The sequence below is a fragment of the Klebsiella michiganensis genome (genome assembly GCF_015139575.1).
Taxonomy (GTDB): Bacteria; Pseudomonadota; Gammaproteobacteria; order Enterobacterales; family Enterobacteriaceae; genus Klebsiella; species Klebsiella michiganensis.
In genome coordinates this window covers 3967626-3993155 of sequence record NZ_AP022547.1, presented here as the reverse complement: position 1 = coordinate 3993155, position 25530 = coordinate 3967626, and the positions used below count along the sequence as shown (strand labels likewise).

The 25530-nt window shown below is 57.6% G+C and carries 28 protein-coding genes; 16 read left to right on the top strand and 12 right to left on the bottom strand.

Annotated elements, in window-relative coordinates:
* Nucleotides 1-217 precede the first annotated feature (217 nt).
* On the top strand, nucleotides 218-601 hold the full coding sequence (gene ybjM, locus JLG71_RS18775; RefSeq protein ID WP_004849358.1) for an inner membrane protein YbjM: 384 nt from the start codon (nucleotides 218-220) through the stop codon (nucleotides 599-601).
* Nucleotides 602-607: 6 nt separating this feature from the next.
* Here the strand turns inward: ybjM and JLG71_RS18770 are convergent, their stop codons facing one another.
* Nucleotides 608-871, bottom strand: a complete 264-nt coding sequence (locus JLG71_RS18770; RefSeq protein ID WP_004100567.1) for a GrxA family glutaredoxin — start codon at nucleotides 869-871, stop codon at nucleotides 608-610.
* A gap of 204 nt (nucleotides 872-1075) precedes the next feature.
* Between JLG71_RS18770 and JLG71_RS18765 the strand changes: the two genes are divergently transcribed.
* The 12 genes from JLG71_RS18765 to JLG71_RS18710 all read left to right on the top strand — a co-directional run bounded on the left by JLG71_RS18765 (nucleotide 1076) and on the right by JLG71_RS18710 (nucleotide 12133).
* Nucleotides 1076-1366 carry a YbjC family protein gene (locus JLG71_RS18765; RefSeq protein ID WP_200913747.1) on the top strand — a complete coding sequence of 97 codons (291 nt, stop codon included), beginning with the start codon at nucleotides 1076-1078 and terminating at the stop codon, nucleotides 1364-1366.
* Nucleotides 1350-2072, top strand: a complete 723-nt coding sequence (gene nfsA, locus JLG71_RS18760; protein ID WP_025108025.1) for a nitroreductase NfsA — start codon at nucleotides 1350-1352, stop codon at nucleotides 2070-2072. Before JLG71_RS18765 ends, nfsA begins: the two co-directional genes overlap by 17 nt.
* Nucleotides 2073-2175: 103 nt before the next feature.
* Nucleotides 2176-3078 carry a 30S ribosomal protein S6--L-glutamate ligase gene (gene rimK, locus JLG71_RS18755; RefSeq protein WP_009653278.1) on the top strand — a complete coding sequence of 301 codons (903 nt, stop codon included), beginning with the start codon at nucleotides 2176-2178 and terminating at the stop codon, nucleotides 3076-3078.
* 89 nt (nucleotides 3079-3167) lie between these two features.
* Entirely contained in the window at nucleotides 3168-3647 is a 480-nt protein-coding gene (locus tag JLG71_RS18750) for a type III secretion system chaperone family protein (RefSeq protein ID WP_004849367.1), read from the top strand.
* A gap of 348 nt (nucleotides 3648-3995) precedes the next feature.
* Complete coding sequence (potF, locus tag JLG71_RS18745) at nucleotides 3996-5108, top strand: spermidine/putrescine ABC transporter substrate-binding protein PotF (protein WP_186006478.1); 1113 nt, start codon at nucleotides 3996-3998, stop codon at nucleotides 5106-5108.
* Between the two features lie 102 nt (nucleotides 5109-5210).
* Nucleotides 5211-6344, top strand: a complete 1134-nt coding sequence (gene potG / locus JLG71_RS18740; RefSeq protein WP_004134592.1) for a putrescine ABC transporter ATP-binding subunit PotG — start codon at nucleotides 5211-5213, stop codon at nucleotides 6342-6344.
* A gap of 10 nt (nucleotides 6345-6354) precedes the next feature.
* On the top strand, nucleotides 6355-7308 hold the full coding sequence (potH, locus tag JLG71_RS18735) for a putrescine ABC transporter permease PotH (RefSeq protein ID WP_014228601.1): 954 nt from the start codon (nucleotides 6355-6357) through the stop codon (nucleotides 7306-7308).
* On the top strand, nucleotides 7305-8150 hold the full coding sequence (potI, locus tag JLG71_RS18730) for a putrescine ABC transporter permease PotI (RefSeq protein ID WP_004130847.1): 846 nt from the start codon (nucleotides 7305-7307) through the stop codon (nucleotides 8148-8150). The genes potH and potI overlap by 4 nt, the downstream gene beginning before the upstream one ends.
* 57 nt (nucleotides 8151-8207) lie before the next feature.
* Entirely contained in the window at nucleotides 8208-8696 is a 489-nt protein-coding gene (locus JLG71_RS18725; RefSeq protein WP_004100588.1) for a YbjO family protein, read from the top strand.
* A gap of 42 nt (nucleotides 8697-8738) precedes the next feature.
* Nucleotides 8739-9869 carry a 23S rRNA (uracil(747)-C(5))-methyltransferase RlmC gene (gene rlmC / locus JLG71_RS18720; protein WP_049069655.1) on the top strand — a complete coding sequence of 377 codons (1131 nt, stop codon included), beginning with the start codon at nucleotides 8739-8741 and terminating at the stop codon, nucleotides 9867-9869.
* 78 nt (nucleotides 9870-9947) lie between these two features.
* Entirely contained in the window at nucleotides 9948-10664 is a 717-nt protein-coding gene (locus JLG71_RS18715; RefSeq protein ID WP_004849381.1) for a response regulator transcription factor, read from the top strand.
* A complete protein-coding gene (locus tag JLG71_RS18710; protein ID WP_186006477.1) occupies nucleotides 10661-12133 on the top strand; it encodes a sensor histidine kinase in 1473 nt (490 codons plus the stop codon). Before JLG71_RS18715 ends, JLG71_RS18710 begins: the two co-directional genes overlap by 4 nt.
* A 582-nt stretch (nucleotides 12134-12715) precedes the next feature.
* Here the strand turns inward: JLG71_RS18710 and artJ are convergent.
* The 6 genes from artJ to JLG71_RS18680 form a co-directional block, all read right to left on the bottom strand.
* Nucleotides 12716-13447, bottom strand: a complete 732-nt coding sequence (artJ, locus tag JLG71_RS18705; RefSeq protein ID WP_014228605.1) for an arginine ABC transporter substrate-binding protein ArtJ — start codon at nucleotides 13445-13447, stop codon at nucleotides 12716-12718.
* A 173-nt stretch (nucleotides 13448-13620) separates the two neighbouring features.
* On the bottom strand, nucleotides 13621-14289 hold the full coding sequence (artM, locus tag JLG71_RS18700; protein WP_014228606.1) for an arginine ABC transporter permease ArtM: 669 nt from the start codon (nucleotides 14287-14289) through the stop codon (nucleotides 13621-13623).
* Nucleotides 14289-15005: an arginine ABC transporter permease ArtQ gene (gene artQ / locus JLG71_RS18695; protein WP_004100599.1), complete on the bottom strand. Its 717-nt coding sequence runs from the start codon at nucleotides 15003-15005 to the stop codon at nucleotides 14289-14291. Before artQ ends, artM begins: the two co-directional genes overlap by 1 nt.
* Before the next feature lie 6 nt (nucleotides 15006-15011).
* Nucleotides 15012-15743 (bottom strand): arginine ABC transporter substrate-binding protein ArtI, encoded by a 732-nt coding sequence (gene artI, locus JLG71_RS18690; protein WP_004130868.1) that lies wholly within the window; start codon nucleotides 15741-15743, stop codon nucleotides 15012-15014.
* A gap of 19 nt (nucleotides 15744-15762) precedes the next feature.
* The gene (artP, locus tag JLG71_RS18685) at nucleotides 15763-16491 is read right to left on the bottom strand and encodes an arginine ABC transporter ATP-binding protein ArtP (protein WP_004111834.1); all 729 of its coding nucleotides are present in this window, start codon (nucleotides 16489-16491) and stop codon (nucleotides 15763-15765) included.
* Between the two features lie 227 nt (nucleotides 16492-16718).
* Entirely contained in the window at nucleotides 16719-17234 is a 516-nt protein-coding gene (locus JLG71_RS18680) for a lipoprotein (RefSeq protein ID WP_200913746.1), read from the bottom strand.
* A gap of 117 nt (nucleotides 17235-17351) precedes the next feature.
* Here JLG71_RS18680 and JLG71_RS18675 point away from each other — a divergent pair, with 117 nt between their 5' ends.
* Both JLG71_RS18675 and JLG71_RS18670 read left to right on the top strand, forming a co-directional pair.
* Nucleotides 17352-17675, top strand: coding sequence for a heavy metal-binding domain-containing protein (locus JLG71_RS18675; protein ID WP_004100606.1), 324 nt, complete (start codon nucleotides 17352-17354; stop codon nucleotides 17673-17675).
* Nucleotides 17672-18502, top strand: coding sequence for an N-acetylmuramoyl-L-alanine amidase (locus tag JLG71_RS18670; protein ID WP_200913745.1), 831 nt, complete (start codon nucleotides 17672-17674; stop codon nucleotides 18500-18502). The genes JLG71_RS18675 and JLG71_RS18670 overlap by 4 nt, the downstream gene beginning before the upstream one ends.
* Here the strand turns inward: JLG71_RS18670 and JLG71_RS18665 are convergent.
* The 4 genes from JLG71_RS18665 to poxB form a co-directional block, all read right to left on the bottom strand.
* On the bottom strand, nucleotides 18499-19512 hold the full coding sequence (locus JLG71_RS18665) for an NAD-dependent epimerase/dehydratase family protein (protein WP_009653274.1): 1014 nt from the start codon (nucleotides 19510-19512) through the stop codon (nucleotides 18499-18501). The two genes, JLG71_RS18670 and JLG71_RS18665, sit on opposite strands and share 4 nt — an antisense overlap.
* Nucleotides 19513-19608: 96 nt before the next feature.
* A complete protein-coding gene (locus tag JLG71_RS18660) occupies nucleotides 19609-21042 on the bottom strand; it encodes a DUF2867 domain-containing protein (protein ID WP_025108288.1) in 1434 nt (477 codons plus the stop codon).
* Between the two features lie 10 nt (nucleotides 21043-21052).
* On the bottom strand, nucleotides 21053-22054 hold the full coding sequence (gene ltaE / locus JLG71_RS18655; protein WP_200913744.1) for a low-specificity L-threonine aldolase: 1002 nt from the start codon (nucleotides 22052-22054) through the stop codon (nucleotides 21053-21055).
* A gap of 154 nt (nucleotides 22055-22208) precedes the next feature.
* A complete protein-coding gene (gene poxB, locus JLG71_RS18650) occupies nucleotides 22209-23927 on the bottom strand; it encodes a ubiquinone-dependent pyruvate dehydrogenase (RefSeq protein ID WP_025108290.1) in 1719 nt (572 codons plus the stop codon).
* Between the two features lie 152 nt (nucleotides 23928-24079).
* On the opposite strand from poxB, the gene JLG71_RS18645 reads away from it, so the two are divergent.
* A complete protein-coding gene (locus JLG71_RS18645) occupies nucleotides 24080-24514 on the top strand; it encodes a DoxX family protein (protein WP_025108291.1) in 435 nt (144 codons plus the stop codon).
* Nucleotides 24515-24553: 39 nt separating this feature from the next.
* Here the strand turns inward: JLG71_RS18645 and hcr are convergent, their stop codons facing one another.
* Nucleotides 24554-25522 carry an NADH oxidoreductase gene (hcr, locus tag JLG71_RS18640; RefSeq protein WP_025108292.1) on the bottom strand — a complete coding sequence of 323 codons (969 nt, stop codon included), beginning with the start codon at nucleotides 25520-25522 and terminating at the stop codon, nucleotides 24554-24556.
* Nucleotides 25523-25530: the final 8 nt, after the last annotated feature.

Sequence of the window (25530 nt, the reverse complement as noted above, 5' to 3'; positions counted from 1 at the left end):
GGTCTAAGGTTGGTCCAGTGTTCGCGTTGTCCCGAACGCTATTCTGGCATCCCGTTATAACCAGCAAAATATAGTCGACAGTTTAATCTTTCCTGGAGGCTGCGGCTAGTAACAATCGTGTTTACATTGACGGGATCTTTTATTGGCATGGATTGCCAGAATCTTTATCTGACTGGGCGAAGTGGAAGTTGGTTAGAGGCAAAATCAGGAGGATGTCGTGAAATCTGAGCGTGCTTGGGCCGGTATTATCTGTGGGTTCTTTCTATTTATCGTGGTTTGTTTATCACTACTGTTACATATGAAAGGCGCCTTTCGGGCTACCGGTCACCCTGAGCTCGGGCTGCTGTTCTTTTTGCTCCCCGGTGCGGCGGCAAGCTGCCTCTCTCCCGGGCAGCGGGTACTGCGTCCGCTTATTGGCGCGATGCTGGCTGCACCTGTCTGTCTGGTGGTTATGCGGCTTTTCTTTGTGACCGAGCGTTCTTTCTGGCAGGAACTGGCGTGGCTGTTTAGCGCGGTGTTCTGGTGCGCGCTTGGCGCGCTGTGCTTTTTGTTTATTTGCGCCTGGCTTGATACCAGACGCAGGCACTCGTCAGAGGAGTGAGCCGTCTCAGGCGAACAGGCCGAGATTCTCTTTCGCCCAGGCTTCAAAGTCAGTGCAGCCGCCAATGTGCTTCTGATCGACAAAAATCTGCGGTACGGTTTCAACCGGTTTACCTACGGTTTTTTCCAGGTCGGCTTTGCTGATGCCTTCTGCGTGAATATCAATATAGCGATAGTTAAAATCATCACGCTCGTTGCTCAGTTTTTCCGCCAGCTCTTTGGCGCGAACGCAATAGGGGCAGCCTGGACGACCAAAAATTACCGTAAACATAGTCCTTCTCCTTAAACCTCAGCCGGATGGCGAATGCCGCGTATCATGCCGCGTTATGTCGAGGAGGGAAAGAAGGTTCTGCCTTTTGCTTCGATGGCTTAAGGCTATGTTTGGTAAATATTCTGCTGATGAAACCGCTATACTCCCCTGATACGCGACCGGTTTTTGCCCGGGAGCGTGCATGATTTTGACCGAAGGAGCGTTATGCGATCGCCCGCTGCATTACCAAAAAGCATTCTGGTAGTCGAGATTATCGGCATGGTGCTGTTGACCCTGGCCTGGCTCTCGCTCAACCAGTACGTCAGCCTGCCCGCGCCGTTTTCCAGCCCAACGGCGGCGCTGCTGATGATCTTCGCGGGGATCCTGCTGATGCTTCCGGCCGCCGTGGCGTTAGTGTGGCGAGTGGCGAAAGTGATTGCCCCGCAGTTGACGCAAACGAAAACCCCACCTTCTTCATTGCCTGACAGAGAAAAACGAGATGACGCCGACCATTGAGCTGCTGCGTAGCCACCGTTCTATTCGCCATTTTACCGACGCGCCGATAAGCGACGAACAGCGCGCCGCGATTATTGCCAGCGCGCAGGGCGCTTCCAGCTCCAGTTTTTTACAATGCTCCTCAATTATTCGCGTTACCGACCCGGAAATACGCCAACAGCTGGTCCCGCTGAGCGGCGGCCAGCAGCACGTAGCGCAGGCCGCTGAATTTTGGGTATTCTGCGCTGATTTCAATCGCAATCTGCAAATCTGCCCGGACGCTCAGCTGGGCCTCGCCGAACAGCTGCTGCTGGGCTGCGTCGATACCGCGATTCTGGCGCAGAATGCGCTGGTGGCGGCGGAATCCCTTGGCCTCGGCGGCGTCTATATTGGCGGCCTGCGCAACAATATCGATGCGGTGACCGAGCTGCTGAAGCTCCCGCAGCACGTACTGCCGCTGTTTGGCCTGTGCCTTGGCTGGCCGGACGATAACCCGGAGGTGAAACCGCGCATGCCGTCGGCGATGCTGGTGCATGAAAATCACTATCAGCCGGTGGACGACGCGGTGCTTGCGGAATATGACGAGCAGATAGCGCAGTATTATCTCTCTCGCGGCAGCAATACGCGTCGCGATACCTGGAGCGACCATATCCGTCGGACTATTGTTAAAGAGAGCCGTCCGTTTATTCTGCAATATCTGCATAAGCAGGGATGGGCTACGCGCTGATTGCGTGTAAACTGCCCTCGGTCTGACGCAAGGAAATTCCGCAGGTCAGCGCTAATTGACTACCAGAGGCCCGCCAGAGCGGGTCTTTTCGCAGAGGTGCAGGGTGAAAATTGCCATATTATCCCGGGATGGAACGCTTTATTCATGTCGACGCCTGCGCGAAGCCGCGCAAAAACGCGGGCACCAGGTGGAAATCCTCGATCCGCTTTCCTGTTATATGAACGTCAGTCCGGTGGCCTCGTCGATTCACTATAAAGGTCGCCAGCTCCCGCATTTTGACGCCGTGATCCCGCGCATTGGCACGGCGATCACTTACTATGGTACCGCGGCGCTGCGTCAGTTTGAGCTGCTGGGCAGCTATCCGCTGAATGAATCGGTGGCGATCACCCGCGCCCGCGACAAGCTGCGCTCGCTCCAGCTGCTGGCCCGTCAGGGGATCGATCTGCCGCTCACCGGTATTGCCCATTCGCCAGATGATACCAGCGACCTGATTGCCATGGTTGGCGGCGCGCCGCTGGTGGTAAAGCTGGTGGAGGGTACCCAGGGCATCGGCGTCGTGCTGGCCGAAACGCGCCAGGCGGCAGAGAGCGTCATCGACGCTTTTCGCGGCCTGAATGCGCATATTCTGGTGCAGGAGTATATCGCCGAGGCGAAGGGGCGGGACGTGCGCTGCCTCGTGGTGGGTAATGAAGTGGTGGCGGCGATTGAACGGCGGGCGAAGGAGGGGGATTTTCGCTCTAACCTGCATCGCGGCGGCGTGGCGTCGGTGGCGTATATCAGCGAGCAGGAGCGTGAAATGGCCATTAAGGCCGCGCAAACGCTCGGGCTGGACGTGGCCGGCGTTGATATCCTGCGCGCCGCGCGCGGTCCTCTGGTGATGGAGGTCAATGCTTCTCCTGGGCTGGAAGGAATTGAAACCACCACCGGCGTCGATATTGCCGGCAAAATGATCGCCTGGATCGAACGACAAGCCACGCCCGGATTTTGTCTGAAAATGGGCGGATAATTCCCTTTCACGACACCGTCATGGAACAGGACGCTTTTTTTGCGTAAGCTATGGCGTCGCATTTTTCACAGTAAGAGGTCACAGGTCATATGGATTCACTGGTCGTTCCGGGTCTTGATACGTTACGTCAATGGCTCGACGAATTGGGCATCAGCTTTTTTGAGTGTGATTCCTGCCAGGCACTGCACCTGCCGCATATGCAAAATTTCGAAGGCATTTTTGATGCCAAACTTGACCTGGTGGATAACGTGGTGCTTTTCTCCGCGCTGGCAGAGGTGAAACCCTCCGCGCTGCTGCCGCTCTCCGCCGATCTTTCTGCGATTAACGCCAGTTCGTTGACGGTGAAAGCTTTCCTCGATATTCAGGATGATAATCTGCCAAAGCTGGTGGTGTGCCAGGCCTTGACCGTTGGCGTCGGCGTGACGATCGATCAGTTCGCGTGGTTTTTCCGCCAGAGCGAAGAACAGATATCGATGGTCATCCTCGAAGCCAGCGCCAATCAGGTGCTGTATAAGTCTGAGGAAGAAGAGCCGGTGGCTGAGAATATTCAGTACCATTTTCTTCACTAAGCCTGTCGAAAAATAGCGCAGCCACTGCCATAGCGGCTGCGTATTACATGCTTTTATTCTGCTATTAACCTTCCGGAAAAGAATTTTTCACCGCCATTCCGCCGCTTTCGGCTTATCACATAGACCCTTATTGCATAAAAAATTGATAAAAGCCGTTTTTTTACCTGGGCTATAGCCTCTTATTCTGGCTACAGTTATTCTGACGCTGCTTCCAGTTGCGGGCAACCATTCCGGGAGAGGTCCTCTCTCCTTTTCTTAGGCAATGAAAAAATATGCATGATTATTGCATGCGAACAAGTGCGTATATTCAGCCCGCTTGTTAACGGGCATTGAGAAGGAATAAGAGATATGACCGCCTTTGGTAAAAAATGGTTAACAGGTCTGGTTACGGGTGCGCTGATGGCCGTTTCTGCCGGTTCGCTCGCAGCCGAACAAAAAACCCTGCATGTTTATAACTGGTCTGATTATATTGCGCCGGATACGGTGGCGAATTTTGAAAAAGAGACCGGTATTAAAGTGGTGTATGACGTCTTTGACTCCAACGAAGTGCTGGAGGGTAAGCTCATGGCGGGCAGCACCGGTTTTGACCTGGTGGTACCGTCGGCAAGCTTCCTTGAACGCCAGCTGGCGGCCGGGGTATTCCAGCCGCTGGATAAAAGTAAGCTTCCCAACTGGAAAAATCTCGACCCGGAAGTATTGAAGCTGGTCGCGAAGCACGACCCCGACAATAAATACGCGATCCCGTACCTGTGGGCGACAACCGGCATAGGCTATAACATCGATAAAGTGAAAGCCGTGCTGGGCAAAGATGCGCCGCTGGACAGCTGGGATCTGGTGATGAAGCCGGAAAACCTGGAAAAGCTGAAAAGCTGCGGCGTCTCCTTCCTGGATGCCCCGGAAGAGATTTTCGCCACCGTGCTGAACTATCTCGGCAAAGATCCTAACAGTACTAAAGCCGATGATTACACCGGCCCGGCGACCGAGCTGCTGCTGAAGCTGCGTCCGAATATTCGCTATTTCCACTCCTCTCAGTACATCAACGACCTGGCGAACGGTGATATCTGCGTCGCTATCGGCTGGGCGGGCGACGTATGGCAGGCGGCTAACCGGGCGAAAGAAGCGAAAAATGGGGTGAATGTTTCCTACTATATTCCGAAAGAGGGCGCGCTGGCGTTCTTCGACGTCTTCGCCATGCCGGCGGATGCGAAAAACAAAGATGAGGCTTATCAGTTCCTGAACTATCTGATGCGCCCGGATGTTATCGCCCACATCAGCGATCATGTCTATTACGCTAACGGCAACAAAGCCTCTGTTCCGCTGGTCAGCGAAGCGATCCGCAATAACCCGGCCATTTACCCGCCGGCTGACGTCTTCGCCAAGCTGTTCACCTTGAAAGTCCAGGATCCGAAAATCGACCGCGTGCGTACTCGCGCGTGGACGAAGGTGAAAAGCGGTAAGTAATTCTCCGTGAGTTGTAGGCCGGATAAGCGTCGCGCTGCCGGCAACAGGCGCACCGCGATGGTGCGCCTGCACCATGATTTGATTTCTGCCGGAGAACACCCCGTGAATGATGTGATTCCTCGCCCGCAGGCGAAAACCCCCAAAGCGCTGACCCCGCTGCTGGAAATCCGTAATTTAACCAAGTCCTTCGATGGCCAGCACGCCGTCGATGACGTCAATCTCACCATTTATAAAGGCGAAATTTTTGCCCTGCTGGGCGCATCCGGCTGCGGCAAGTCAACCCTGCTGCGCATGCTGGCGGGATTTGAACAGCCTACCGCCGGACAGATTGTCCTGGATGGCGTCGATCTGGCGCGGGTGCCGCCGTATCAGCGGCCGATTAATATGATGTTCCAGTCCTACGCGCTGTTTCCCCATATGACGGTGGAGCAGAATATCGCCTTTGGCCTCAAGCAGGACAAATTGCCCAAGGCCGAAATCACCAGCCGGGTGCAGGAGATGCTGGCGCTGGTGCATATGCAGGAGTTCGCAAAGCGTAAACCGCATCAGCTCTCCGGCGGCCAGCGTCAGCGCGTGGCCCTGGCCCGCAGCCTGGCGAAAAGACCGAAACTGCTGCTGCTTGATGAGCCAATGGGGGCGCTGGATAAGAAGCTGCGCGACAGGATGCAGCTGGAAGTGGTCGATATCCTTGAGCGCGTCGGCGTTACCTGCGTGATGGTGACCCACGATCAGGAAGAGGCGATGACCATGGCGGGGCGTATCGCCATTATGAACCGCGGCAAGTTCGTGCAAATCGGCGAGCCGGAGGAAATCTACGAGCACCCGACCACCCGCTACAGCGCGGAGTTTATCGGCTCGGTCAACGTCTTTGAAGGGTTGGTGAAAGAGCGGCAGGAAGATGGCCTGGTGCTGGACTCTCCGGGCCTGACCCATCCGCTGAAGGTCGATCCCGATGCCTCTGTCGTCGATAACGTGCCGGTGTGGGTGGCCCTGCGCCCGGAAAAAATCATGCTCTGCGAAGACCCGCCCGCGGATGGCTATAACTTTGCGGTGGGCGAGGTTATCTATATTGCCTATCTCGGCGACCTGTCTATCTACCATGTGCGCCTGAAAAGCGGGCAGATGCTGAGCGCTCAGCTGCAAAACGAACACCGTTACCGTAAAGGGGCGCCCACCTGGGGTGATGAGGTGCGTTTGTGCTGGGATGCCGATAGCTGCGTCGTGTTGACGGTGTAAGGAGAGGGCGATGAGTACATTAGAACCCCCGTCAGGCGTAAAAAAACCTGGCGGTTTTGCGCTGTGGCTGGCGCGGCTGCAGATGGCCCACGGGCGCAAGCTGGTCATTGCGCTGCCCTACGTGTGGCTGATCCTGCTGTTTCTGCTGCCGTTCCTGATCGTCTTTAAAATCAGCCTGGCGGAGATGGCGCGGGCGATCCCACCCTATACCGACCTGCTGGAGTGGGCCGACGGTCAGCTTACGTTAACGCTGAATCTCGGGAATTTCCTGCAGCTCACCGACGATCCGCTCTATTTTGAAGCGTATCTGCAATCGCTTCAGGTGGCGGCGATCTCGACGTTCTGCTGCCTGCTGTTGGGGTATCCGCTGGCGTGGGCGGTGGCGCACAGTAAGCCATCGACGCGAAATATTCTGCTGCTGCTGGTGATCCTGCCGTCATGGACCTCCTTCCTGATCCGCGTCTATGCCTGGATGGGGCTGCTGAAAAGCAACGGCGTGCTGAACAACTTCCTGCTGTGGCTGGGGGTCATCGACCAGCCGCTGGAGATCCTGCACACCAACCTGGCGGTCTATATCGGTATTGTTTACGCCTACTTGCCGTTTATGGTGCTGCCGATCTATACCGCCCTCACGCGTATCGATTACTCGCTGGTGGAGGCGTCGCTGGATCTGGGGGCCCGGCCGCTGAAGACCTTCTTCCAGGTGATCGTTCCCCTCACCAAAGGCGGGATTATTGCCGGGTCGATGCTGGTGTTTATTCCGGCAGTCGGGGAGTTCGTTATCCCGGAACTGCTGGGCGGGCCAGACAGCATTATGATTGGCCGCGTGCTGTGGCAGGAGTTTTTCAATAACCGCGACTGGCCGGTGGCGTCGGCGGTGGCGATCGTGATGCTGTTGCTGCTGATCGTACCGATCATGTGGTTCCACAAGCATCAGCAAAAACAGGTGGGGGAACACGGATGAATAATTTACCGGTAGTCCGTTCGCCGTGGCGAATTTTGATTCTGCTGCTCGGCTTTACCTTTCTGTATGCCCCGATGCTGATGCTGGTGATTTACTCGTTCAACAGCTCAAAGCTGGTGACGGTATGGGCGGGGTGGTCGACGCGCTGGTATCGCGAGCTGTTTCATGACGATGCGATGATGAGCGCGGTAGGCTTAAGTCTGACCATTGCCGCCTGCGCCGCGACGGCGGCGGTGATCCTCGGTACCATTGCCGCAGTGGTGATGGTGCGTTTTGGCCGCTTCCGCGGTTCAAACGGCTTTGCTTTTATGATCACCGCGCCGCTGGTGATGCCCGATGTGATTACTGGCCTGTCGCTGCTGCTGCTGTTTGTCGCGCTGGGGCATTCAATTGGCTGGCCGTCGGATCGCGGCATGCTGACCATCTGGCTGGCGCACGTCACCTTCTGTACCGCGTACGTCGCGGTGGTCATTTCATCGCGCCTGCGTGAGCTGGACCACTCTATTGAAGAGGCGGCGATGGATCTGGGCGCCGCGCCGCTGAAGGTCTTTTTCGTCATTACGCTGCCGATGATTATGCCGGCGGTGGTCTCCGGTTGGCTGCTGGCCTTTACGTTGTCGCTCGACGACCTGGTTATTGCCAGCTTTGTTTCCGGGCCGGGGGCGACGACGCTGCCGATGCTGGTCTTCTCCAGCGTGCGCATGGGGGTCAACCCGGAGATTAACGCCCTGGCGACGTTAATCCTCGGCGTGGTCGGGATTGTTGGTTTTATCGCCTGGTATTTGATGGCCCGCGCGGAAAAGCAGCGGGTGCGCGATATCCAGCGTGCAAGAAGCGGCTGAACCACCTAAAATCTGCAATAGAGTTAACATCGGCGCCGCATTTGTGGCGCCGTTTTCATGGAAGACTTTACGTTGGGATTGTTTACTAAAACGCGTTCGTCTCATGCTCGTCTTAACGTTCCTGCGCTGGTGCAGGTGGCGGCCTTCGCCATTATTTTAATCCGCGGCCTGGATTTGCTGATGATCCTCAATCAGCTTGGCGTTCAGGGAATCGCGGATTTTGTCCATCGCAGCGTGCAGACGTGGGCGCTCACCCTGGTGTTTCTCTCAAGTCTGGTGCTGGTATTTATTGAAATCTGGTGCGCGTTTTCGCTGGTAAAAGGGCGCAACTGGGCGCGTTGGCTGTTCCTGTTGACGCAGATTATCGTGATTGGCTACCTGTGGGCCGCTTCATTGGGCTACGGTTATCCCGAGCTGTTTAGTATTGCCGGGGAATCGAAGCGCGAAATCTTTCGCTCCCTGGTGCTGCAAAAACTACCGGATCTGCTGGTGCTGGCGATGCTGTTTGTGCCGGCCCCGTGCCGACGCTTTTTCCGTTTACAGTAACGGTGATACAATCCCCGCCCCTGTTTTTTTGAAGGTCTTGTTATGCAATGCGCACTTTATGACGCGGGCCGCTGCCGCTCCTGCCAGTGGCTGGAACTGCCGGTATCCCAACAGCTCGCCGATAAAATGGCCGATCTGCGCGCGCTTCTCGCCGATGCGCCCGTCGCTGAATGGTGCGCACCGGTTTGCGGGCCGGAAAGCGGGTTTCGCAACAAAGCGAAAATGGTGGTCAGCGGTAGCGTGGAGCGCCCGCTGCTCGGGATGCTGCACCGTGATGGCGCCCCGGAAGACCTGACCGACTGCCCGCTTTATCCGCAAAGCTTCGCGCCCGTCTTCGCTGCGCTCAAGCCGTTTATCGCCCGCGCCGGGCTCACGCCCTATAACGTTGCCCGCAGGCGCGGAGAGCTGAAGTACATTCTGCTGACCGAAAGCCGGCTCGACGGCGGTATGATGCTGCGCTTTGTCCTGCGTTCGGAGACCAAGCTTGCCCAGCTGCGCGCCGCGCTGCCGGAGCTTCAGGCGCTGCTGCCGCAGCTGCAGGTGATTACCGCCAATATTCAGCCGGTGCATATGGCCATCATGGAAGGAGAGCGGGAAATTTTCCTCACCGACCAGCAGGCGCTGGCGGAAAATTTCAACGGCGTGCCGCTGTGGATCCGCCCGCAAAGCTTCTTTCAGACCAACCCTGTGGTAGCCAGCCGTCTGTATGCCACCGCTCGTGACTGGGTGCGCCAGCTGCCGGTCAACCATATGTGGGATCTCTTCTGCGGGGTGGGCGGCTTTGGTCTGCACAGCGCAACGCCTGAGATGCGCCTGACCGGGATTGAAATTGCCCCGGAGGCGATCGCCTGCGCGAAGCAGTCGGCGGCGCAGCTCGGGCTGCATAATCTGCATTTTCAGGCGCTCGATTCCACGCAGTTTGCGACCGGCGAAGGCGATATTCCCGATCTGGTGCTGGTGAATCCGCCGCGTCGCGGTATCGGCGACGGCCTGTGCGACTATTTAAACCGTATGGCGCCAGGCTTTATTATCTACTCCAGCTGCAACGCCCGGACGATGGCGAAAGATATCGCTCGCCTGGCCGGTTATCGCATTGAGCGCGTCCAGCTGTTCGATATGTTCCCCCATACCGCCCACTATGAGGTGCTGACCCTGCTGGTTCGCGAAGTATAAACAAAATGTGAACTCTTCAGGCGGTGAAGATCGGGTAAGCTTGGCTAATCAGAACGTAAGAATAGCGGAGTGCTGCCGGTGGCAAAAAAAATCCTGTTGGTTGAAGATGATGAAGATATCGCCGCGCTGCTGCGCCTGAATCTGCTGGATGAGGGTTATCAGATTGTCCACGTGGCGGACGGAGCCCAGGCCCTGCGCCTGCTGGAAAAAGAGCTTTGGGATGCGGTGATCCTCGACCTGATGCTGCCGGGCGTAGACGGTCTGGAAATTTGTCGGCGCATTCGTCAGCAAACCCGCTATCTGCCGGTGATTATTATCAGCGCTCGCGCCAGCGAAACCCAGCGGGTACAGGGGCTGGAGATGGGGGCGGATGATTATCTGGCCAAACCGTTTTCGATTCTCGAACTGACCGCCCGGGTCAAAGCGGTGTTCCGTCGTCAGGAGGCGATGGGGCAGAATCTGCTGATGGATGCCGGTCGTATCGCCAGCCATGGTTTAAGCATTGACCCCTTGTCGCGCGACGTTAAGCTGCGCGGCGAGACGGTGGATCTGACGCCGCGCGAGTTCGATCTGCTCTACTACTTTGCCCGCCATCCGGGGGAGGTTTTTTCCCGCCTTGAGCTGCTTGATCGGGTGTGGGGCTATCAGCACGACGGCTATGAGCATACGGTCAATACCCATATCAACCGCCTGCGCACCAAAATTGAGCGCGACCCGGCGGAGCCGGACATCATTCTGACCGTCTGGGGAAAAGGCTATAAATTTGCCGTGGAGCGCAAAGAGGCGCAGCCATGATCCGCCGTCTCAGCCTCAGCCAGCGCCTGGCGCTGGTGTTTACCTCACTGCTGCTGCTCTGTGCCGTAGCCGTTTGTCTGATCCAGCTGTACAGCAGCGCGCAGTACGGCAATGTCATGGTCCAGCGTCTCTCCGCCGGGCTGGCGCAGCAGATCGCCGCCCGCGAGCCGCTGCTGGACGCTCAGGGGCAGGTTGATCGCCGGATGCTGAAGCCGCTTTTTGATCGGCTGATGACCTTCAATCCTAGCGTGGAGCTGTATCTGCTTTCGCCCGACGGCGAGCTGCTGGCCGACGCCGCGCCGCCGGGGCATATTAAGCGCCAGCGCATCGATCTGGCGCCGGTGCAAACGTTTCTTTCCGGCGGCGCCTGGCCGGTGTACGGCGACGATCCGCGCAGCCTTGATAAGCAAAAGGTGTTTAGCGTGGCGCCGCTGCGCCAGGACGGCCAGCTGCGCGGCTATCTCTACATTATCCTGCAGGGCGAAACCTTTAATGAACTGGCGGCGAGCGCCTGGCAGAAAACCTTGTGGAGCCTGCTGCTGTGGACTCTGCTGCTGGTGGCCGGTCTCGGCGGGCTGGCGGGCTGGCTTGCCTGGTTCTGGGTAACGCGCCCGGTGCGTCAGCTCACCGCGCTGGTGGCAACCGACGGCCAGGACAGTATTCATGCGATCAAGGCGCTGGCGGCGCAAACTCCGGAGGTGAACCCGGGGAATGAAGTGGCCGTGCTGCATAATCGCTTTATTGAACTGGCCCGCCAGATTGCCGGGCAGTGGGACCGTCTGGCCGACAGCGATCGCCAGCGGCGAGAATTTGTCGCCAATATCTCCCACGATTTACGCACGCCGCTCACCTCTTTGCTGGGATATCTGGAAACGTTAAGCCTGAAGGCCGATCGCCTGACGATGGAGGAGAACAAGCAGTATCTGAATATCGCCCTGCGCCAGGGAAACAAGGTCCGCCATCTTTCTCAGCAGCTGTTTGAGCTGGCTCGCCTGGAGCACGGCGGGATTAAGCCGCAGCCGGAAACCTTCGTGCTGGCTGAGCTGGTGCAGGATGTCGCGCAAAAATTCGACCTGGCAATCGCGACGCGCAATATCGGTTTACAGCTGGATCTGGCCACCGGGCTACCGCCGATAACGGCGGATCTCTCGATGATTGAACGGGTGCTGACTAATCTGCTCGATAACGCCATTCGCCATACGCCGGAAGGTGGGCTTATCCGCCTGACGGCGCGTCGCTCAGGGCCGGAGTTTATCGTCGAGGTGGCCGATAGCGGACCGGGCGTTGCCGGTGAGCTGCGGGCAACCTTGTTCGAACGGCCTTCGGTGCTTGAACCTGGCGCGCAAAGCGCATCACGAGGGGGGCTGGGTTTGATGATTGTGCGACGGATGCTGCAGCTGCACGGCGGCGATATTCGCCTGCTTGAAGCGCCCGCAGGGGCCTGTTTCCAGTTTACCCTGCCGGTTTAAGGTGGCGGATTGGCCGATCGGGATACCGGTCTATCGCTGTCTGCGGGCCGGTAGCCCGGGTAAGGCGTTTACGCCGCAATCCGGGGAGTACGCCGGGATTGAGGCTTTAGTGCGGCTTCGTCCCGGGCCGCGCTGCGCTTGCCCGGGCTACGGGGCCACGGTTGTCTGCGGGCCGGAAGGCGTTTACGCCGCAACCCGGGGAGTGCGCCGGGGTTGAGGCTTTGGTGCGGCTTCGTCCCGGGCCGCGCTGCGCTTGCCCGGGCTACGGGGCCACGGCTGTCTGCGGACCGGTAGCCCGGGTAAGGCGTTTACGCCGCAATCCGGGGAGTGCGCCGGGGTTGAGGCTTTAGTGCGGCTTCGTCCCGGGCCGCGCTGCGCTTGCCCGGGCTACGGGGCCACGACTGTCTGCGGGCCGGTAGCCCGGGTAAGGCGTTTACGCCGCAGCCCGGGAAATGCGTCGGGATTGAGACTTTGGTGCGGCTTCGTCCCGGGCCGCGCTGCGCTTGCCCGGGCTACCGGGCCACGACTGTCTGCGGGCCGGTAGCCCGGACAGGCGCGTCAAGCGCCGCCTCCGGGAAATGCTTACTCCGGGAACCACTGCTTGCTGATTTTCTCGTAGGTGCCGTCGGCTTTAATCGCCTTCAGCGCGGCGTTCAGTTTTTCCAGCAGCGCTTTGTTATCCGGGCGTACCGCAATGCCGAGGCCGGTACCGAAGTACTGCGCGTCGGTGACTTTCGGCGTTGCCGCGCCCAGCTGCGGGTTGGTTTTCAGCCACTCGTTGACCACGGCGGTATCGCCAAACACCCCATCAATACGGCCATTTTTCAGGTCGATAAACGCATTCTGGTAGCTATCGTAAGCCACGGTTTTCACTTCCGGATGTTTATCCTGCAGGTATTTCTGGTGCGTGGTGCCGTTTTCCATCCCGATACGCTTACCTTTCAGATCGGCAAAAGAGTGGAAGGCATCTTTCTTCGAGATAACCAGCGCGGAGTTAGCGTAGTACGGGTCGGTAAACGCCACCTGCTTGCTGCGCTCCGGGGTAATGTCCATGCCGGAGATGACCGCATCATATTTCTTAAATTTGAGCGCCGGGATCAGGCTGTCGAAGGCATGGTTGGTAAACGTACACTCAGCCTGCATCTGCTTACACAGCGCGTTTGCCAGATCGATGTCGAAACCGGCGATCTGGTTATTGGCGTCCATCGATTCAAACGGTGGGTAAGTTGCAGAAACGCCAAAGCTGATTTTTTCTGCGGCAGCGGCGCCAAAGGCGAAAGTGCTAAGCAGTGCGGCCAGAACTAACTTTTTCATTGTGGAACTCCCGTCGGTCAATCTTATGATGTTGTGCCGTGTCTGCGGCTGGGAGTAACAATGCCACTAAATGAATTTATATTCAATAATCATGGATATTTATTTTAATTAGAATAAAAAAAGACGGATAATCCAGTGAGCTTATCCGTCTTGATTTGGCTTTTTATGCGTTTTTAATTGCGTCGCTCAAAGGCCAGCGCTTTATGCTCCACCAGGCGCATCAACAGCGTCAGCAGGCCATTGACCACCAGATAGACAATGCCAGCGGCGCCGAACACCATCACATCATAGGTACGCCCATAGAGCAGCTGGCTGTGACCCATCACTTCCATCAGGGTAATGGTGTAGGCCAGAGACGTACTCTTGAACACCAGCACCACTTCGTTGGAGTAGGAGGAGAGGGCGCGTTTAAAGGCGTACGGCAGCAGGATCGCCAGCGTATCTTTCTTACTCATTCCCAGCGCGCCGCAGGATTGCCACTGGCCATCCGGGATGGCGCGAATGGCGCCATAAAACAGCTGCGTGGTATAAGCGGCGCTGTTGAGAGAAAGGGCGATCAGCGCGCAGAGCCAGGGCTCGGAAATCAGATGCCAGAGTACCGGATACTCCTGCAGCGACGGGAACTGTCCCGGGCCGTAGTAAATCAGGAAGATCTGTACCAGCAGCGGCGTGCCGGTAAACAGCGTGATATAGCCGCGCACGATCCACACCAGCCCCGGCGTTTTTAGCGTCAGAATGATGGTGAAGATCAGCGACAGAATCAGCGCTACGACGATAGAGGCTGCGGTCAGCGTCAGGCTGGTATGCAGCCCTTTTAGCAGTTCGGGTAAGTAATCAAGCATCAGCCTGGTCTCCGTTCGAAGCGCGTCGCACGCTGGTCAATACGTTTCAGAATGTACTGACTCAACAGGGTGATGACCAGATAGATTGCCGCCGCGATGATATACCAGTTAAACGGCTCCTGGGTTCGGGTGGCGATGCTTTTAGTTTGCAGCATCAGATCGTTGACGCTGATCAGGCTCACCAGCGCGGTATCCTTCAGCAGCACCAGCCACTGGTTGCCGAGTCCCGGCAGCGCGTGGCGCCACATTTGCGGCATCACTAAGCGAAAGAAAATAGCGGCTTTCGATAATCCCAGCGCCTGACCGGATTCCCATTGCCCCTGCGGAACGGCTTTAAGCGCCCCGCGCAGGGTCTGCGATGCGTAAGCGGCATACAGCAGAGAAAGCGCGATAGCCCCGCAGAGGAACGGACTGACGTCGAAGTTTTCAATCTGCATCTGTACCGGGATCTGCACAATGCCGAGATTGATCGTAAAACCGTCAGAAAGGGTCAGCAGCAGCTGTGAGGAACCAAAATAGATAAACAGAACCACCAGAATTTCCGGTAGTCCGCGCAAAAGGGTGACAATGCCGGTTGCGAGCCAGGCGACCGGACGCAGCTTTACCGACTCGAGGACGGCAAACAGCATCGCCAGAACCAGGCCGATGATCAGGGCGCAAACGGCAAGGCCGACGGTCATCCCGGCGGCGCTTGCTAATGGAAAAAATTCGTTCATTCAGCGTTACTTCTGGAACCATTTGTTATAGATAGACTGGTAAGTCCCATCGCTTTTCACTTTTTCCAGCGCAGCGTTAAATTTCTGCTGCAGTTCGGTATTGCCCTGGCGCAGCGCAATGCCGAGACCGGTGCCGAAGTAGTCTTTATCGGTCACCTTGTCGCCCACCGCGGCCAGCTTCGGATTGCTCTTCAGCCATTCGGTCACCACGGCGGTATCGCCGAATACGGCATCAATACGGCCGTTCTGCAGGTCCAGCTTCGCATTCTGGTAGCTGTCGTAAGGAACGGTCGTGATTTCCGGGTGTTTGTCGGTGATGAATTTCTGGTGAGTGGTGCCGTTCTGCACGCCGACTTTCTTGCCTTTCAGGGCGTCAATGCTGGTGAATTTACCCTGCTGGCCGACGAACAGCGCGGAGTTTTCATAGTACGGGGTGGTGAACAGCACCTGTTTTTCACGCTCAGGAGTGATGTCCATCCCGGCCATGACCGCGTCGAAACGGCGGAACTTCAGGCTGGGGATCAGGCTATCGAAAGCCTGGTTGGTAAAGGTGCAGGTGGCATCAATCTCTTTACACAGCGCGTTCGCCAGATCGACATCAAAGCCGACAATTTTGTTATTGGCATCGATCGATTCAAACGGAGGGTAGGAGGCCTCGGTGGCGAAACGAATGGTCTGGGCTGCGGTAGCGGAGAGGCTCATGCCCGCAAGAAGAGCGGCAATCAGTACTTTTTTCATCGTCATTTCCCCGAAAACATCAATGTGAAAGATAGTTTTTAAACGCGTCGGTCTGCGGATGCGCGAAGCAGCCGGCATCACCTTGTTCAACGATATGGCCATTTTCCATATAGACCACACGGCTGGCTGTTTTGCGCGCCACTTCCACTTCGTGGGTGACGATAACCTGCGTAATACCGGTTTCAGCCAGTTCGCGGATAATACTGACGATCTGGGCGGTGATTTCTGGATCGAGCGCCGCCGTGGGTTCATCGAACAGCAGAACCTGCGGTTCCATCATCAGGGCGCGGGCAATAGCGACGCGCTGCTGCTGGCCGCCGGAAAGATGCAGCGGGTAGCGATCGCTATAGGGTTTCAGGCGCAGACGTTCGAGCAGCTTTTCAGCGCGGGCGAGAGCCTGATCTTTGCTCAAACCGAGCACGCGGCAGGGAGCTTCAATCAGATTTTGCTGCACGGTCAGATGCGGCCACAGATTGTACTGTTGGAAAACCATACCCACGTTCTGGCGCAGCTCGCGAATGGCTTTGTCAGAAGGCGCTTTGGTAAAGTCGAAATGATTTCCGGCGATATGCAGCGTACCGGAACGCGGCATCTCCAGCAGATTGAGGACGCGCAGCAGCGAGCTTTTACCGGCACCGCTTGGGCCGAGCAGCACCAGCGTTTCCCCCTGCGGGCAATCCAGCGTGATGTCGAACAGCGCCTGGTGTGCGCCGTAGAAGCAATTAATGCCGTTTAATTTTATGCTCATCTGGGCAGTCTGATACATATAGCAATTGAGGCCGCAAATAGTACCTTTGGCAGAATAGTTATGCAATATTTATGCGTTAAAAGTTAAATGTAAACCATGTTTACATTTAAAGTTAGCACAAAATATGGCTTCGTGAAGGTGGGATAAGTCAATGTCGGCATTACCAGCGGAAATGCCGACATTTTACCGGGGTTATTTCATTCGGCCCGAGCGGCCCAACGCCTGGATTAGCGTTTTTCCAGACTCTGACGCAGGGTGCCCGCCGGCGCATGGGCGTTGTTGCCGAGGTAGCGCACGTCATCCACGGCCCAGCACTGGCCTTCCTGAATCATCAGCACTTCGTCTTTCCAGCTTTGGGTGCCCTGTTTCAGCTCCACGCGCAGGGGAATATTGCGCGCGTCGCGATTAGGGATGGTGGAGGCGCTGGCGACATCGGCGCTGTCGGCTGGCGTTGTGCTGCTGGAGAAAAGATTTGACTGCAGCAGGGCGTTGTTAGACGGGTCCTGACGCGCGTCGTTCAGCAGTTTTGCCAGACCGTCGCTCAGGTATGGGCGCAGCGCGGTTAAATTGCTGTTGCGGTGCTGTACCTGGTAGTCATAAAACTTCTGCGCTACGTCATCCGGGCCGCCTTCGATGCAGGGGCCGCTGCGGGTGCCGTTATCTTTGTACGCAGGCGTGACGGTAGTACAGGCGCTGAGCGCCAGCGCGCAGGGGAGGACTAATGCAAGAACTTTGTAGCGCATGATGATTTCCTTATGAGCTCACTACGTTAGAATATCTTTTCAAGCATAGTGTATCAGATAGGGATTGTGCTTGACCCTTAGAGCTAACGCATTGAACGTTAAAGAAGGAGTTTCATCATGCAATTTTCCACCACTCCGACCCTCGAAGGTCAGCCCATCATTGAATACTGCGGCGTTGTCACGGGGGAAGCGATTCTGGGCGCCAACGTATTCCGCGATTTTTTCGCCAGCATCCGCGATATCGTCGGCGGTCGTTCCGGCGCCTATGAAAAGGAGCTGCGTAAGGCCCGTGAAATTGCGTTTGAAGAGCTGAGCGAGCAGGCGAAGGCGCTGGGCGCCAATGCGGTGGTCGGCATTGATATTGACTACGAAACCGTAGGTAAAGATAGCAGCATGCTGATGGTCAGCGTTAGCGGCACCGCGGTGAAGACCCGCCGATGAGAGCTTGCCGGGCAGGCGTACTGCTGGCGCTGCTGCTGGCGGGCTGCGCCAGCGAAAAAGGTATTATCGATCGCGATGGCTATCAGCTGGATACGCGCCATCCGGCGCAGGCGGCTTATCCGCGCATCAAAGTGCTGGTGATTCACTACACCGCCGATGATTTCGACGTTTCGCTGGCGACGCTGACGGATAACCAGGTGAGCTCTCACTACCTGATCCCGGAGAAACCGCCGCTGCACGGAGGTAAACCGCGGATCTGGCAGCTGGTGCCGGAAGAGGAACTGGCCTGGCATGCGGGTGTCAGCTTCTGGCGCGGCAGCACGCGCATTAATGACACTTCGATTGGCATCGAGCTGGAGAACCGCGGCTGGCAAAAAACGGCGGGGGTGAAAAGCTTTACGCCGTTTAATCCGGCTCAGATTGACGCCCTGATCCCGCTGGCGAAAGATATTATCGCCCGCTACCACATCGCGCCGCAGAACGTGGTCGCCCATGCGGATATCGCGCCGCAGCGCAAAGACGATCCGGGGCCGCTGTTCCCGTGGCGCAGGCTGGCTGAGCAGGGGATTGGCGCATGGCCTGATGCCCGGCGCGTGGCGTTTTATCTGCAGGGGCGCCCATCATACGAGCCGGTCGACGCCGCAGAGCTGCTGGACGTCCTGGCGCGCTACGGCTATCAGGTGACGCCGGAAATGACGCCAGCGCAGCAGAAGCGGGTCATTATGGCTTTCCAGATGCACTTCCGTCCCGCGCGCTGGGACGGGGTTGCCGATGCGCAAACCCTGGCGATAGCCGGAGCGCTGCTGGAAAAGTACGGGCGTGGTTAATAGTGCAGCTTGCCGTGGTCCTTCAACCACGCGGCGGTGCGGAGAATCCCTTCATCCATCGTGATGACCGGCTGATAGCCTAGCTCCTGCTGGGCGCGGGAGATATCAAGAGTAAAATCAAAGTTCAGCTTAGAGACGCCGTAGTGGGTAAATGCGGGCTCTTTCGCTGACTTATTGCCAAAGCGCTCCATGCTGCGGGCGATGATATCCAGCATGGGATAGGGAACCGAACGGATGCGGCACTTAATCCCCAGCTCGTCTATGAGTTTCTGCACAATGCTGTGCAGGGTTTGCGGTTCGCCGTTAGTAATGTTGTACGCGCGGGCCGAGGGCAGAAGGTCACTCTGCGGCTGGCTGGCGAGCCACATCGCGTGTACCGCGTTTTCATAGTAGGTCATATCCACCAGCGCGCTGCCGCCGCGCGGCAACAGGACGCTGCCGTAGTGCTGCATCATCTGCGCCAGGCGCGGGATAAACACTTTATCATGCGGGCCAAACAGGCTTTGCGGACGCAGGATTGTAAAACGGGTATTTGGGTTGGCCTGCGCCAGCAGATTGATCACATCTTCGCTTGCTGCCTTGCTGCGGGCGAATTCGTTGGCGAAACGCTGCGGGCGGAAATCCTCCGCAACATCGCGATGATGGTGATAATCAAAATAGAGCGACGGCGAAGAGATATGCACGAAGTTGCGCACGCCCCAGGCAACCGCCCACTCGCCGAGACGCCGGGTCGCGCGCACGTTAGCTAAATCGAAGGCCTGCTGGGTGCCCCACGGCGAGGTAAAGCTGGAACAGTGCCACAGGGTATCGATACCGGCGAGCATCACTTTGGCCTGCGAAGAGACCAGCTCGGTTAAGTCCGCAGGGACGAACTCTGCGCCCATTTTGCTCAGAAGCTTGCCCATCGCTTCGTTGCGCCCGGTCGCTCTGACGCTAATGCCCCTGTTACGCAGATATTCCACCGCGTTGCGGCCCAATCCGCTGGTCGCACCGGTAACCAGTACCTTCATATCGATCCACTGTTTAACAAAAGAATTTCGTGCGCATTTTTCCGTGATTCTGACTACGATGCAATGAGAATCATGAAAGAATTCTGCACCTATACTCTATTTGATGGTGATTTGCTCCGCCAGGTGGGCGATGCGTCGCGCCATACCGCGAAAAATAAACAGATGCGCCGGGATCATCAGCAGCCAGTAGAAAAGCCCCGGCATACCGTGCGGGTGCCACCAGGCGCGCACGTCCAGTTCGCGATGATCGCCTTTATCGCGCAGGGTAAAGCTCAGGCGGCCAAGGCCGGGCGCTTTCATGCCGAATAACAGCGTCAACTGCTTTTCCGGCTCGACGATAATCACCTTCCAGCTGTCCACCGCATCGCCGGTCTGCAGATATTCATTTTCCGGGCGACCTTTTGCCAGCCGGTGACCGACCAGCAGATCCATCACCCCGCGTGTTTTCCACAGAGCGTTGCCGAAGAAATAGCCCTCTTTGCCGCCAATTTGGTTGACTACCTTCCACAGCGCAGCAAGGCTGGCGGAAGTGTTAACGGTACAGCCTGCCTGTTTCGGATAGTAGCCGTACTCGGGCCGCCAGCGGGCGAAGGCCTGCGCATCGTAGCCCCAGTCGCTGGAGTTCACCAGCTGCTCCTCTTCTTTAAGCGTAAGGCGCACCGCTTCATCAAACGCGATAAGCGGTTGAGGAATTAAGGCCCGCAGGGCCCGATCGTCGGCAATCAGATCGTGCTTTAGCCCCTGGATCAGCGCTTTGGCCGTGGTTGGCGGCACTGAGGTAATGACGTTGAGAAACCACACCGAAATCCAGCGGGTCGGGAAAGGGATGGGGATCAGCGGGCGGCGTTTGCCGCTGACCGCCATAAAGCGGATGAACTGCTGCTGATAGCTCAAAATTTCCGGTCCGGCGGCTTCAAACACCCGATGCTCGCGGGCCGGATGGTTTAGCAGCTGCAGCAGATAGTAGAGTAAATTTTCCAGCGCAATCGGCGTGGTGCGCGAGCGCACCCAGCGCGGCGGCGTCAGCACCGGCAGGTTGTAGACCATATCGCGCATCACTTCGAAGGCGGCGGAACCGGCGCCGACGATAATGCCGGCGCGAACTTCCGCTACCGGAACGCCTGATTCGCGCAGCAGATCGCCGGTGATCTGGCGGGCGCGCAGATGATCGGATTGCTCCTGCTTCTCCACCTGTAAGGAACTGAGAAAGATGACTTCGTTCACCGGCGACTTGCGCAGCGCGTCGCGAACGTTGAGGGCGACCCGCCGTTCGTGGCGGATAAAGTCGCCGCCTTCGCCCATCCCGTGCACCAGATAGTAAACGGTATCAGCCTGCGCCAGCAGGGCGGGTAGCGCGTCCGGCTGGTTTAAATCGAGCGAATAGCACTCGACGCCGGGGAGCTGCTGTTTTTTAAGCCTGTCGATCTGGCGTGCCGCCGCCAGCACGGTGAAGCCCTGCTCGCTGAGCCTTTTCACCAGATGCTGGCCGATATAACCGCTGGCGCCAAGCACCAGAATTCGCTGCGACACGCCGGACTCCTTAACGGTTTAAAAATGCCTGCCAGTGGCTAACCACCTCGGTGAGCTGCTGGCGGTTAACGTCAATATGCGTCACCAGGCGCACGATGGGCGAGGCGTTGATCAGCACCCCGCGTTCGCGCAGATACTCGCCCAGCGCGGCGGCGCGCGCTTCACCGACGCGAACAAACAGCATATTGGTATCATGACGCGTCACCTCGGCGCCGGCGGCGCGCAGCTGCTCCGCCATCCACGCGGCGTTGTCGTGATCCTCTTTTAAGCGCGCGACGTTGTTCTGCAGGGCATACAGGCCCGCGGCCGCCAGAATACCGGCCTGACGCATCCCGCCGCCGACCATTTTCCGCCAGCGGATAGCGCGGTGAATGTACTCTTCGCTCCCCACCAGCAGCGAGCCTACCGGCGCGCCGAGTCCTTTAGACAGGCAGATGGTGAAGGAGTCGCAGTAGCGGGCGATCTCGCGCAGCGCGCAGCCGTATTCCACGACGGCGTTAAAAATACGCGCCCCGTCAACGTGCAGTCCCAGGCCGCGCTGGCGCGTAAACTCCCAGGCTTCTTTGAGATATTCACGCGGCAGCACTTTGCCGTTATGGGTGTTTTCCAGCGACAGCAGCCGGGTAGGGGCGAAATGGATATCGTCCGGTTTGATTTTGGCCGCGACTTTATCCAGCTGCAGGGAACCGTCCGCTGCGGCATCGATTGGCTGCGGCTGGATGCTGCCAAGCACCGCCGCGCCGCCGGCTTCGTAGAGATAGTTATGCGCGCCCTGGCCGACGATATACTCTTCGCCGCGCTGGCAGTGGCTGAGCAGGGCGACCAGGTTGGCCTGGGTGCCGCTAGGCAGGAAGATAGCGGCCTCTTTGCCCGCCAGGTCGGCGGCAAAGCGCTGGAGTTCGTTAACGGTCGGGTCATCGCCATACACGTCATCCCCGACCGGAGCGGCCATCATGGCTTCCAGCATGGCGCGGCCCGGACGGGTAACGGTATCGCTGCGTAAATCTATCATGTCATATCCTTATACACTTCATCCTTCGCGCTGCCCCGGCGTTGGCTGCTCCCTCAAACCCCGGTCACAGAGTTATCTCTGCGCCCGGGGATTTTCGGCCTTGCCGCCTTGAGGCAACACGAATAATTTTGCGTATGAATTGAAAAGGATATTTTTACCTTAGCCAGTTAGTTTTCGCCAGTTCGATAACTTCGTCGCCGCGGCCGCTGATAATCGCGCGCAGCATATAAAGGCTGAAACCTTTGGCCTGCTCCAGTTTAATTTGCGGCGGCATCGCCAGTTCTTCACTGGCGACGACCACATCCACCAGGACCGGGCCATCGGTAGCGAAAGCGGTTTGCAGCGCTTCATCAACCTCTGACGCGCTTTCAACACGTATGCCCTTGATGCCGCACGCTTCGGCGATGCGGGCAAAGTTGGTGGCGTGAAGTTCAGTGCCGTCTGTCAGATAGCCCCCGGCCTTCATCTCCATCGCCACGAAGCCCAGTACGCTGTTATTGAAGATAACGATCTTCACCGGCAGCTTCATCTGCGCCAGCGAGAGAAAATCCCCCATCAGCATGCTGAAGCCGCCGTCGCCGCACATTGCCACAACCTGACGGTCAGGGGCGGTGGCCTTCGCACCGATGGCCTGCGGCATGGCGTTAGCCATTGACCCATGGTTGAACGATCCGAGCAGGCGGCGCTTGCCGTTCATCTGCAAATAGCGCGCGGCCCAGACGGTCGGCGTACCCACGTCGCAGGTAAAGATGGCATCGTCGTCGGCATAGTGGCTGATGCGCTGCGCCAGATACTGCGGATGAATTGTTTTGTCGCTGGGCTTCGCCAGGTCATCAAGCCCCTTGCGCGCGTCGCGATAGTGTTCCAGCGCTTTATCGAGGAACTTACGGTCGGTTTTCTCCTCAAGATGCGGCATCAGCGCGCTGAGGGTCGATTTAATATCGCCGACCAGCGCCATATCCACTTTACTGTGGGCGCCAATACTGCCGGGATTGATATCAATCTGAATGATTTTCGCGTCCGTCGGGTAGAAGGCGCGATAGGGGAACTGGGTGCCGAGCAGCACCAGGGTGTCGGCGTTCATCATGGTGTGGAAGCCGGAGGAGAAGCCAATCAGTCCGGTCATCCCCACATCATAAGGGTTGTCGTATTCTACGTGCTCTTTGCCGCGCAGCGCGTGAACGATAGGCGCTTTGAGCTTCGCGGCGAAGTCTACCAGCTCTTTATGCGCCCCGGCGCAGCCGCTGCCGCACATCAGGGCGATGTTGCTTGAATAGCGCAGCAGCTGGGCCAGCTTTTTCAGCTCTTCTTCCGCCGGCGTCACCTGCGGCAGCGGCGCGTGGTACCAGTGGCTGCTGGCGCTTTCCGGCGCGGCTTTCAGCGCAACGTCGCCGGGAAGCACCACTACCGAGACGCCGCGGTTAATCACCGCTTTGCGCATGGCGATGGCCAGCACCTGCGGGATCTGTTCCGGGGTTGAGACCAGTTCACAGTAGTGACTGCATTCCCGGAACAGCTCCTGCGGATGCGTTTCCTGAAAATAGCCGCTGCCGATTTCGCTGGAAGGAATATGGGCGGCGATGGCCAGAACCGGAACGTGATTGCGGTGGCAGTCGAAAAGGCCGTTAATCAGATGCAGGTTGCCCGGCCCGCAGGAGCCTGCGCAGACCGCCAGTTCGCCGGTAAGCTGCGCTTCCGCCCCGGCGGCGAAGGCGGCCACTTCTTCATGGCGCGTGGGCATCCAGTCGATGGTCCCCATACGGTTCAGGCTGTCGCTTAAGCCGTTGAGCGAATCCCCGGTTACGCCCCAAATACGTTTAACGCCAGCCTGTTCAAGAGTTTTGGCAATGTATGCCGCCACGGTCTGTTTCATGGTTCTCCATCTCCTTTTTGTGATAACGCTTACAAGCTTAGATGAAACTGCCAGTTACGCTCGCTTTCACCTCTCATTTTCCGCTGGTTTTTTTCAGCGAAAACTCCGCATAATCTGAGCTCACATAAAGTGGTAAACAGGAATCATTTCAAATGGTTAAATCGCTGTTAAATGCTGTTAATAAACTGCTATCCCATGACGATTTCGGCAAACTCTTGTTACGACTTGCCGTTGGCGGGCTGATGCTGTTTCACGGGTTGCATAAGCTATTTGATGGCGTAGGGGGAATCAGCAATATGCTGGTAGCAAAAGGATTGCCGGGGTTTATCGCTTATGGGGTTTTAGTGGGCGAGGTGGTAGCGCCTTGCCTGCTGATTCTGGGAGTGCTTACGCGTCCGGCGGCGCTGGTGCTGGCGTTTACGATGGTCGTGGCCTGGCTGATGGTCGGGACGGGCAAAACCTTTGCGCTGGATGCGGTAGGCGCGTGGGCGATTGAGAGCCTGGTCTATTTCTTTGTGGGCGCGCTGGCGATTGCCTTCCTCGGGGCAGGGCGCTATGCCATCGCCGGCAATTCAGCCTGGCGGTAAACGTTGCCGGATGGCGTTGCGCCATCCGGCAGCTGAGGGTTAAGCCAGTACTAAATCACCCTGCGGGTGGCAGGAGCAGGCCAGCACGTAGCCTTCAGCGATTTCCGCATCGGTTAACGTCATGGTACTGCTGACGGTATATTCTCCGGAAACCACTTTGGTTTTGCAGCAGCCGCAGACGCCTGCGCGACAGGCGACGGTAACCGGCACCTTATTGCTTTCCAGCGCTTCGAGCAGCGTGGTGCCGACCGGCGCGTAGAACGCTTTCGCCGGCTGCAGTTTGGTGAACTTCAGGCCGCTGGTAGCGGCTTCGGCTACCGGCGTAAAGAACTGCTCTTTAAAGAAACGCGTCGCGCCCAGCGCTTTCACCTCCTGCTCAACCCAATCCATATACGGCACCGGGCCGCAGGTCATCACGGTACGAGAGGTCAGATCCGGTACGCTTTTCAGCAGATCGGTCGTCAGTCGGCCAGAAACAAAACCGTGGGTGGCATTGTTTTCAGCGACTAAGGTCACCGGATATTCGCGCCATTCGTCGGCAAAAATAACATCTTGCGGTGAACGAACGTTAAAGATCACCTGCACATCGGCCTGCGGGCGGTACTTTGCCAACCAGCGACGCATTGACATGATTGGCGTAACGCCGCAGCCAGCAGCCAGCATCAGGAACTTATCTTCAGCCTTATCTTCACAGGTAAATTCACCCATGGCATCGGACAGCCAGATATAGTCGCCGCGCTTCACGTCGCGGGTCAGCCACTGTGAGCCTGCGCCATCGTCAATCCGACGGATGGTCAGCGTGATGTACTCGCTTACTCCCGGCGTCGATGAAATGGTGTAAGCACGCAGCGTCTCCGCTGAATTACGTACGCTGACCAGTGCATACTGCCCGGCACGGTACGGATAATAGTCGTGGCACAGCAACGAAATTGTCCATACATCCGGCGTTTCCTGATGGATGTGATGAACCTGCATCCGCCATGGGCACTGATGAGTTGGCATTGTCATTCTTTACT

Excerpts from the sequence above, each read along its gene's own strand:
- JLG71_RS18680 (WP_200913746.1), bottom strand. The coding sequence starts at position 17,234 with ATGCGCTACAAAGTTCTTGCATTAGTCCTCCCCTGCGCGCTGGCGCTC.
- JLG71_RS18725 (WP_004100588.1), top strand. The coding sequence starts at position 8,208 with ATGGAAGACTTTACGTTGGGATTGTTTACTAAAACGCGTTCGTCTCAT.
- nfsA (WP_025108025.1), top strand. The coding sequence starts at position 1,350 with ATGACGCCGACCATTGAGCTGCTGCGTAGCCACCGTTCTATTCGCCAT.
- artQ (WP_004100599.1), bottom strand. The coding sequence starts at position 15,005 with ATGAACGAATTTTTTCCATTAGCAAGCGCCGCCGGGATGACCGTCGGC.
- JLG71_RS18675 (WP_004100606.1), top strand. The coding sequence starts at position 17,352 with ATGCAATTTTCCACCACTCCGACCCTCGAAGGTCAGCCCATCATTGAA.
- artM (WP_014228606.1), bottom strand. The coding sequence starts at position 14,289 with ATGCTTGATTACTTACCCGAACTGCTAAAAGGGCTGCATACCAGCCTG.
- artJ (WP_014228605.1), bottom strand. The coding sequence starts at position 13,447 with ATGAAAAAGTTAGTTCTGGCCGCACTGCTTAGCACTTTCGCCTTTGGC.
- JLG71_RS18670 (WP_200913745.1), top strand. The coding sequence starts at position 17,672 with ATGAGAGCTTGCCGGGCAGGCGTACTGCTGGCGCTGCTGCTGGCGGGC.
- ltaE (WP_200913744.1), bottom strand. The coding sequence starts at position 22,054 with ATGATAGATTTACGCAGCGATACCGTTACCCGTCCGGGCCGCGCCATG.
- JLG71_RS18765 (WP_200913747.1), top strand. The coding sequence starts at position 1,076 with ATGCGATCGCCCGCTGCATTACCAAAAAGCATTCTGGTAGTCGAGATT.
- hcr (WP_025108292.1), bottom strand. The coding sequence starts at position 25,522 with ATGACAATGCCAACTCATCAGTGCCCATGGCGGATGCAGGTTCATCAC.
- JLG71_RS18665 (WP_009653274.1), bottom strand. The coding sequence starts at position 19,512 with ATGAAGGTACTGGTTACCGGTGCGACCAGCGGATTGGGCCGCAACGCG.
- rlmC (WP_049069655.1), top strand. The coding sequence starts at position 8,739 with ATGCAATGCGCACTTTATGACGCGGGCCGCTGCCGCTCCTGCCAGTGG.
- JLG71_RS18710 (WP_186006477.1), top strand. The coding sequence starts at position 10,661 with ATGATCCGCCGTCTCAGCCTCAGCCAGCGCCTGGCGCTGGTGTTTACC.
- poxB (WP_025108290.1), bottom strand. The coding sequence starts at position 23,927 with ATGAAACAGACCGTGGCGGCATACATTGCCAAAACTCTTGAACAGGCT.
- potI (WP_004130847.1), top strand. The coding sequence starts at position 7,305 with ATGAATAATTTACCGGTAGTCCGTTCGCCGTGGCGAATTTTGATTCTG.
- JLG71_RS18645 (WP_025108291.1), top strand. The coding sequence starts at position 24,080 with ATGGTTAAATCGCTGTTAAATGCTGTTAATAAACTGCTATCCCATGAC.
- potH (WP_014228601.1), top strand. The coding sequence starts at position 6,355 with ATGAGTACATTAGAACCCCCGTCAGGCGTAAAAAAACCTGGCGGTTTT.
- potF (WP_186006478.1), top strand. The coding sequence starts at position 3,996 with ATGACCGCCTTTGGTAAAAAATGGTTAACAGGTCTGGTTACGGGTGCG.
- artI (WP_004130868.1), bottom strand. The coding sequence starts at position 15,743 with ATGAAAAAAGTACTGATTGCCGCTCTTCTTGCGGGCATGAGCCTCTCC.
- JLG71_RS18750 (WP_004849367.1), top strand. The coding sequence starts at position 3,168 with ATGGATTCACTGGTCGTTCCGGGTCTTGATACGTTACGTCAATGGCTC.
- artP (WP_004111834.1), bottom strand. The coding sequence starts at position 16,491 with ATGAGCATAAAATTAAACGGCATTAATTGCTTCTACGGCGCACACCAG.
- JLG71_RS18770 (WP_004100567.1), bottom strand. The coding sequence starts at position 871 with ATGTTTACGGTAATTTTTGGTCGTCCAGGCTGCCCCTATTGCGTTCGC.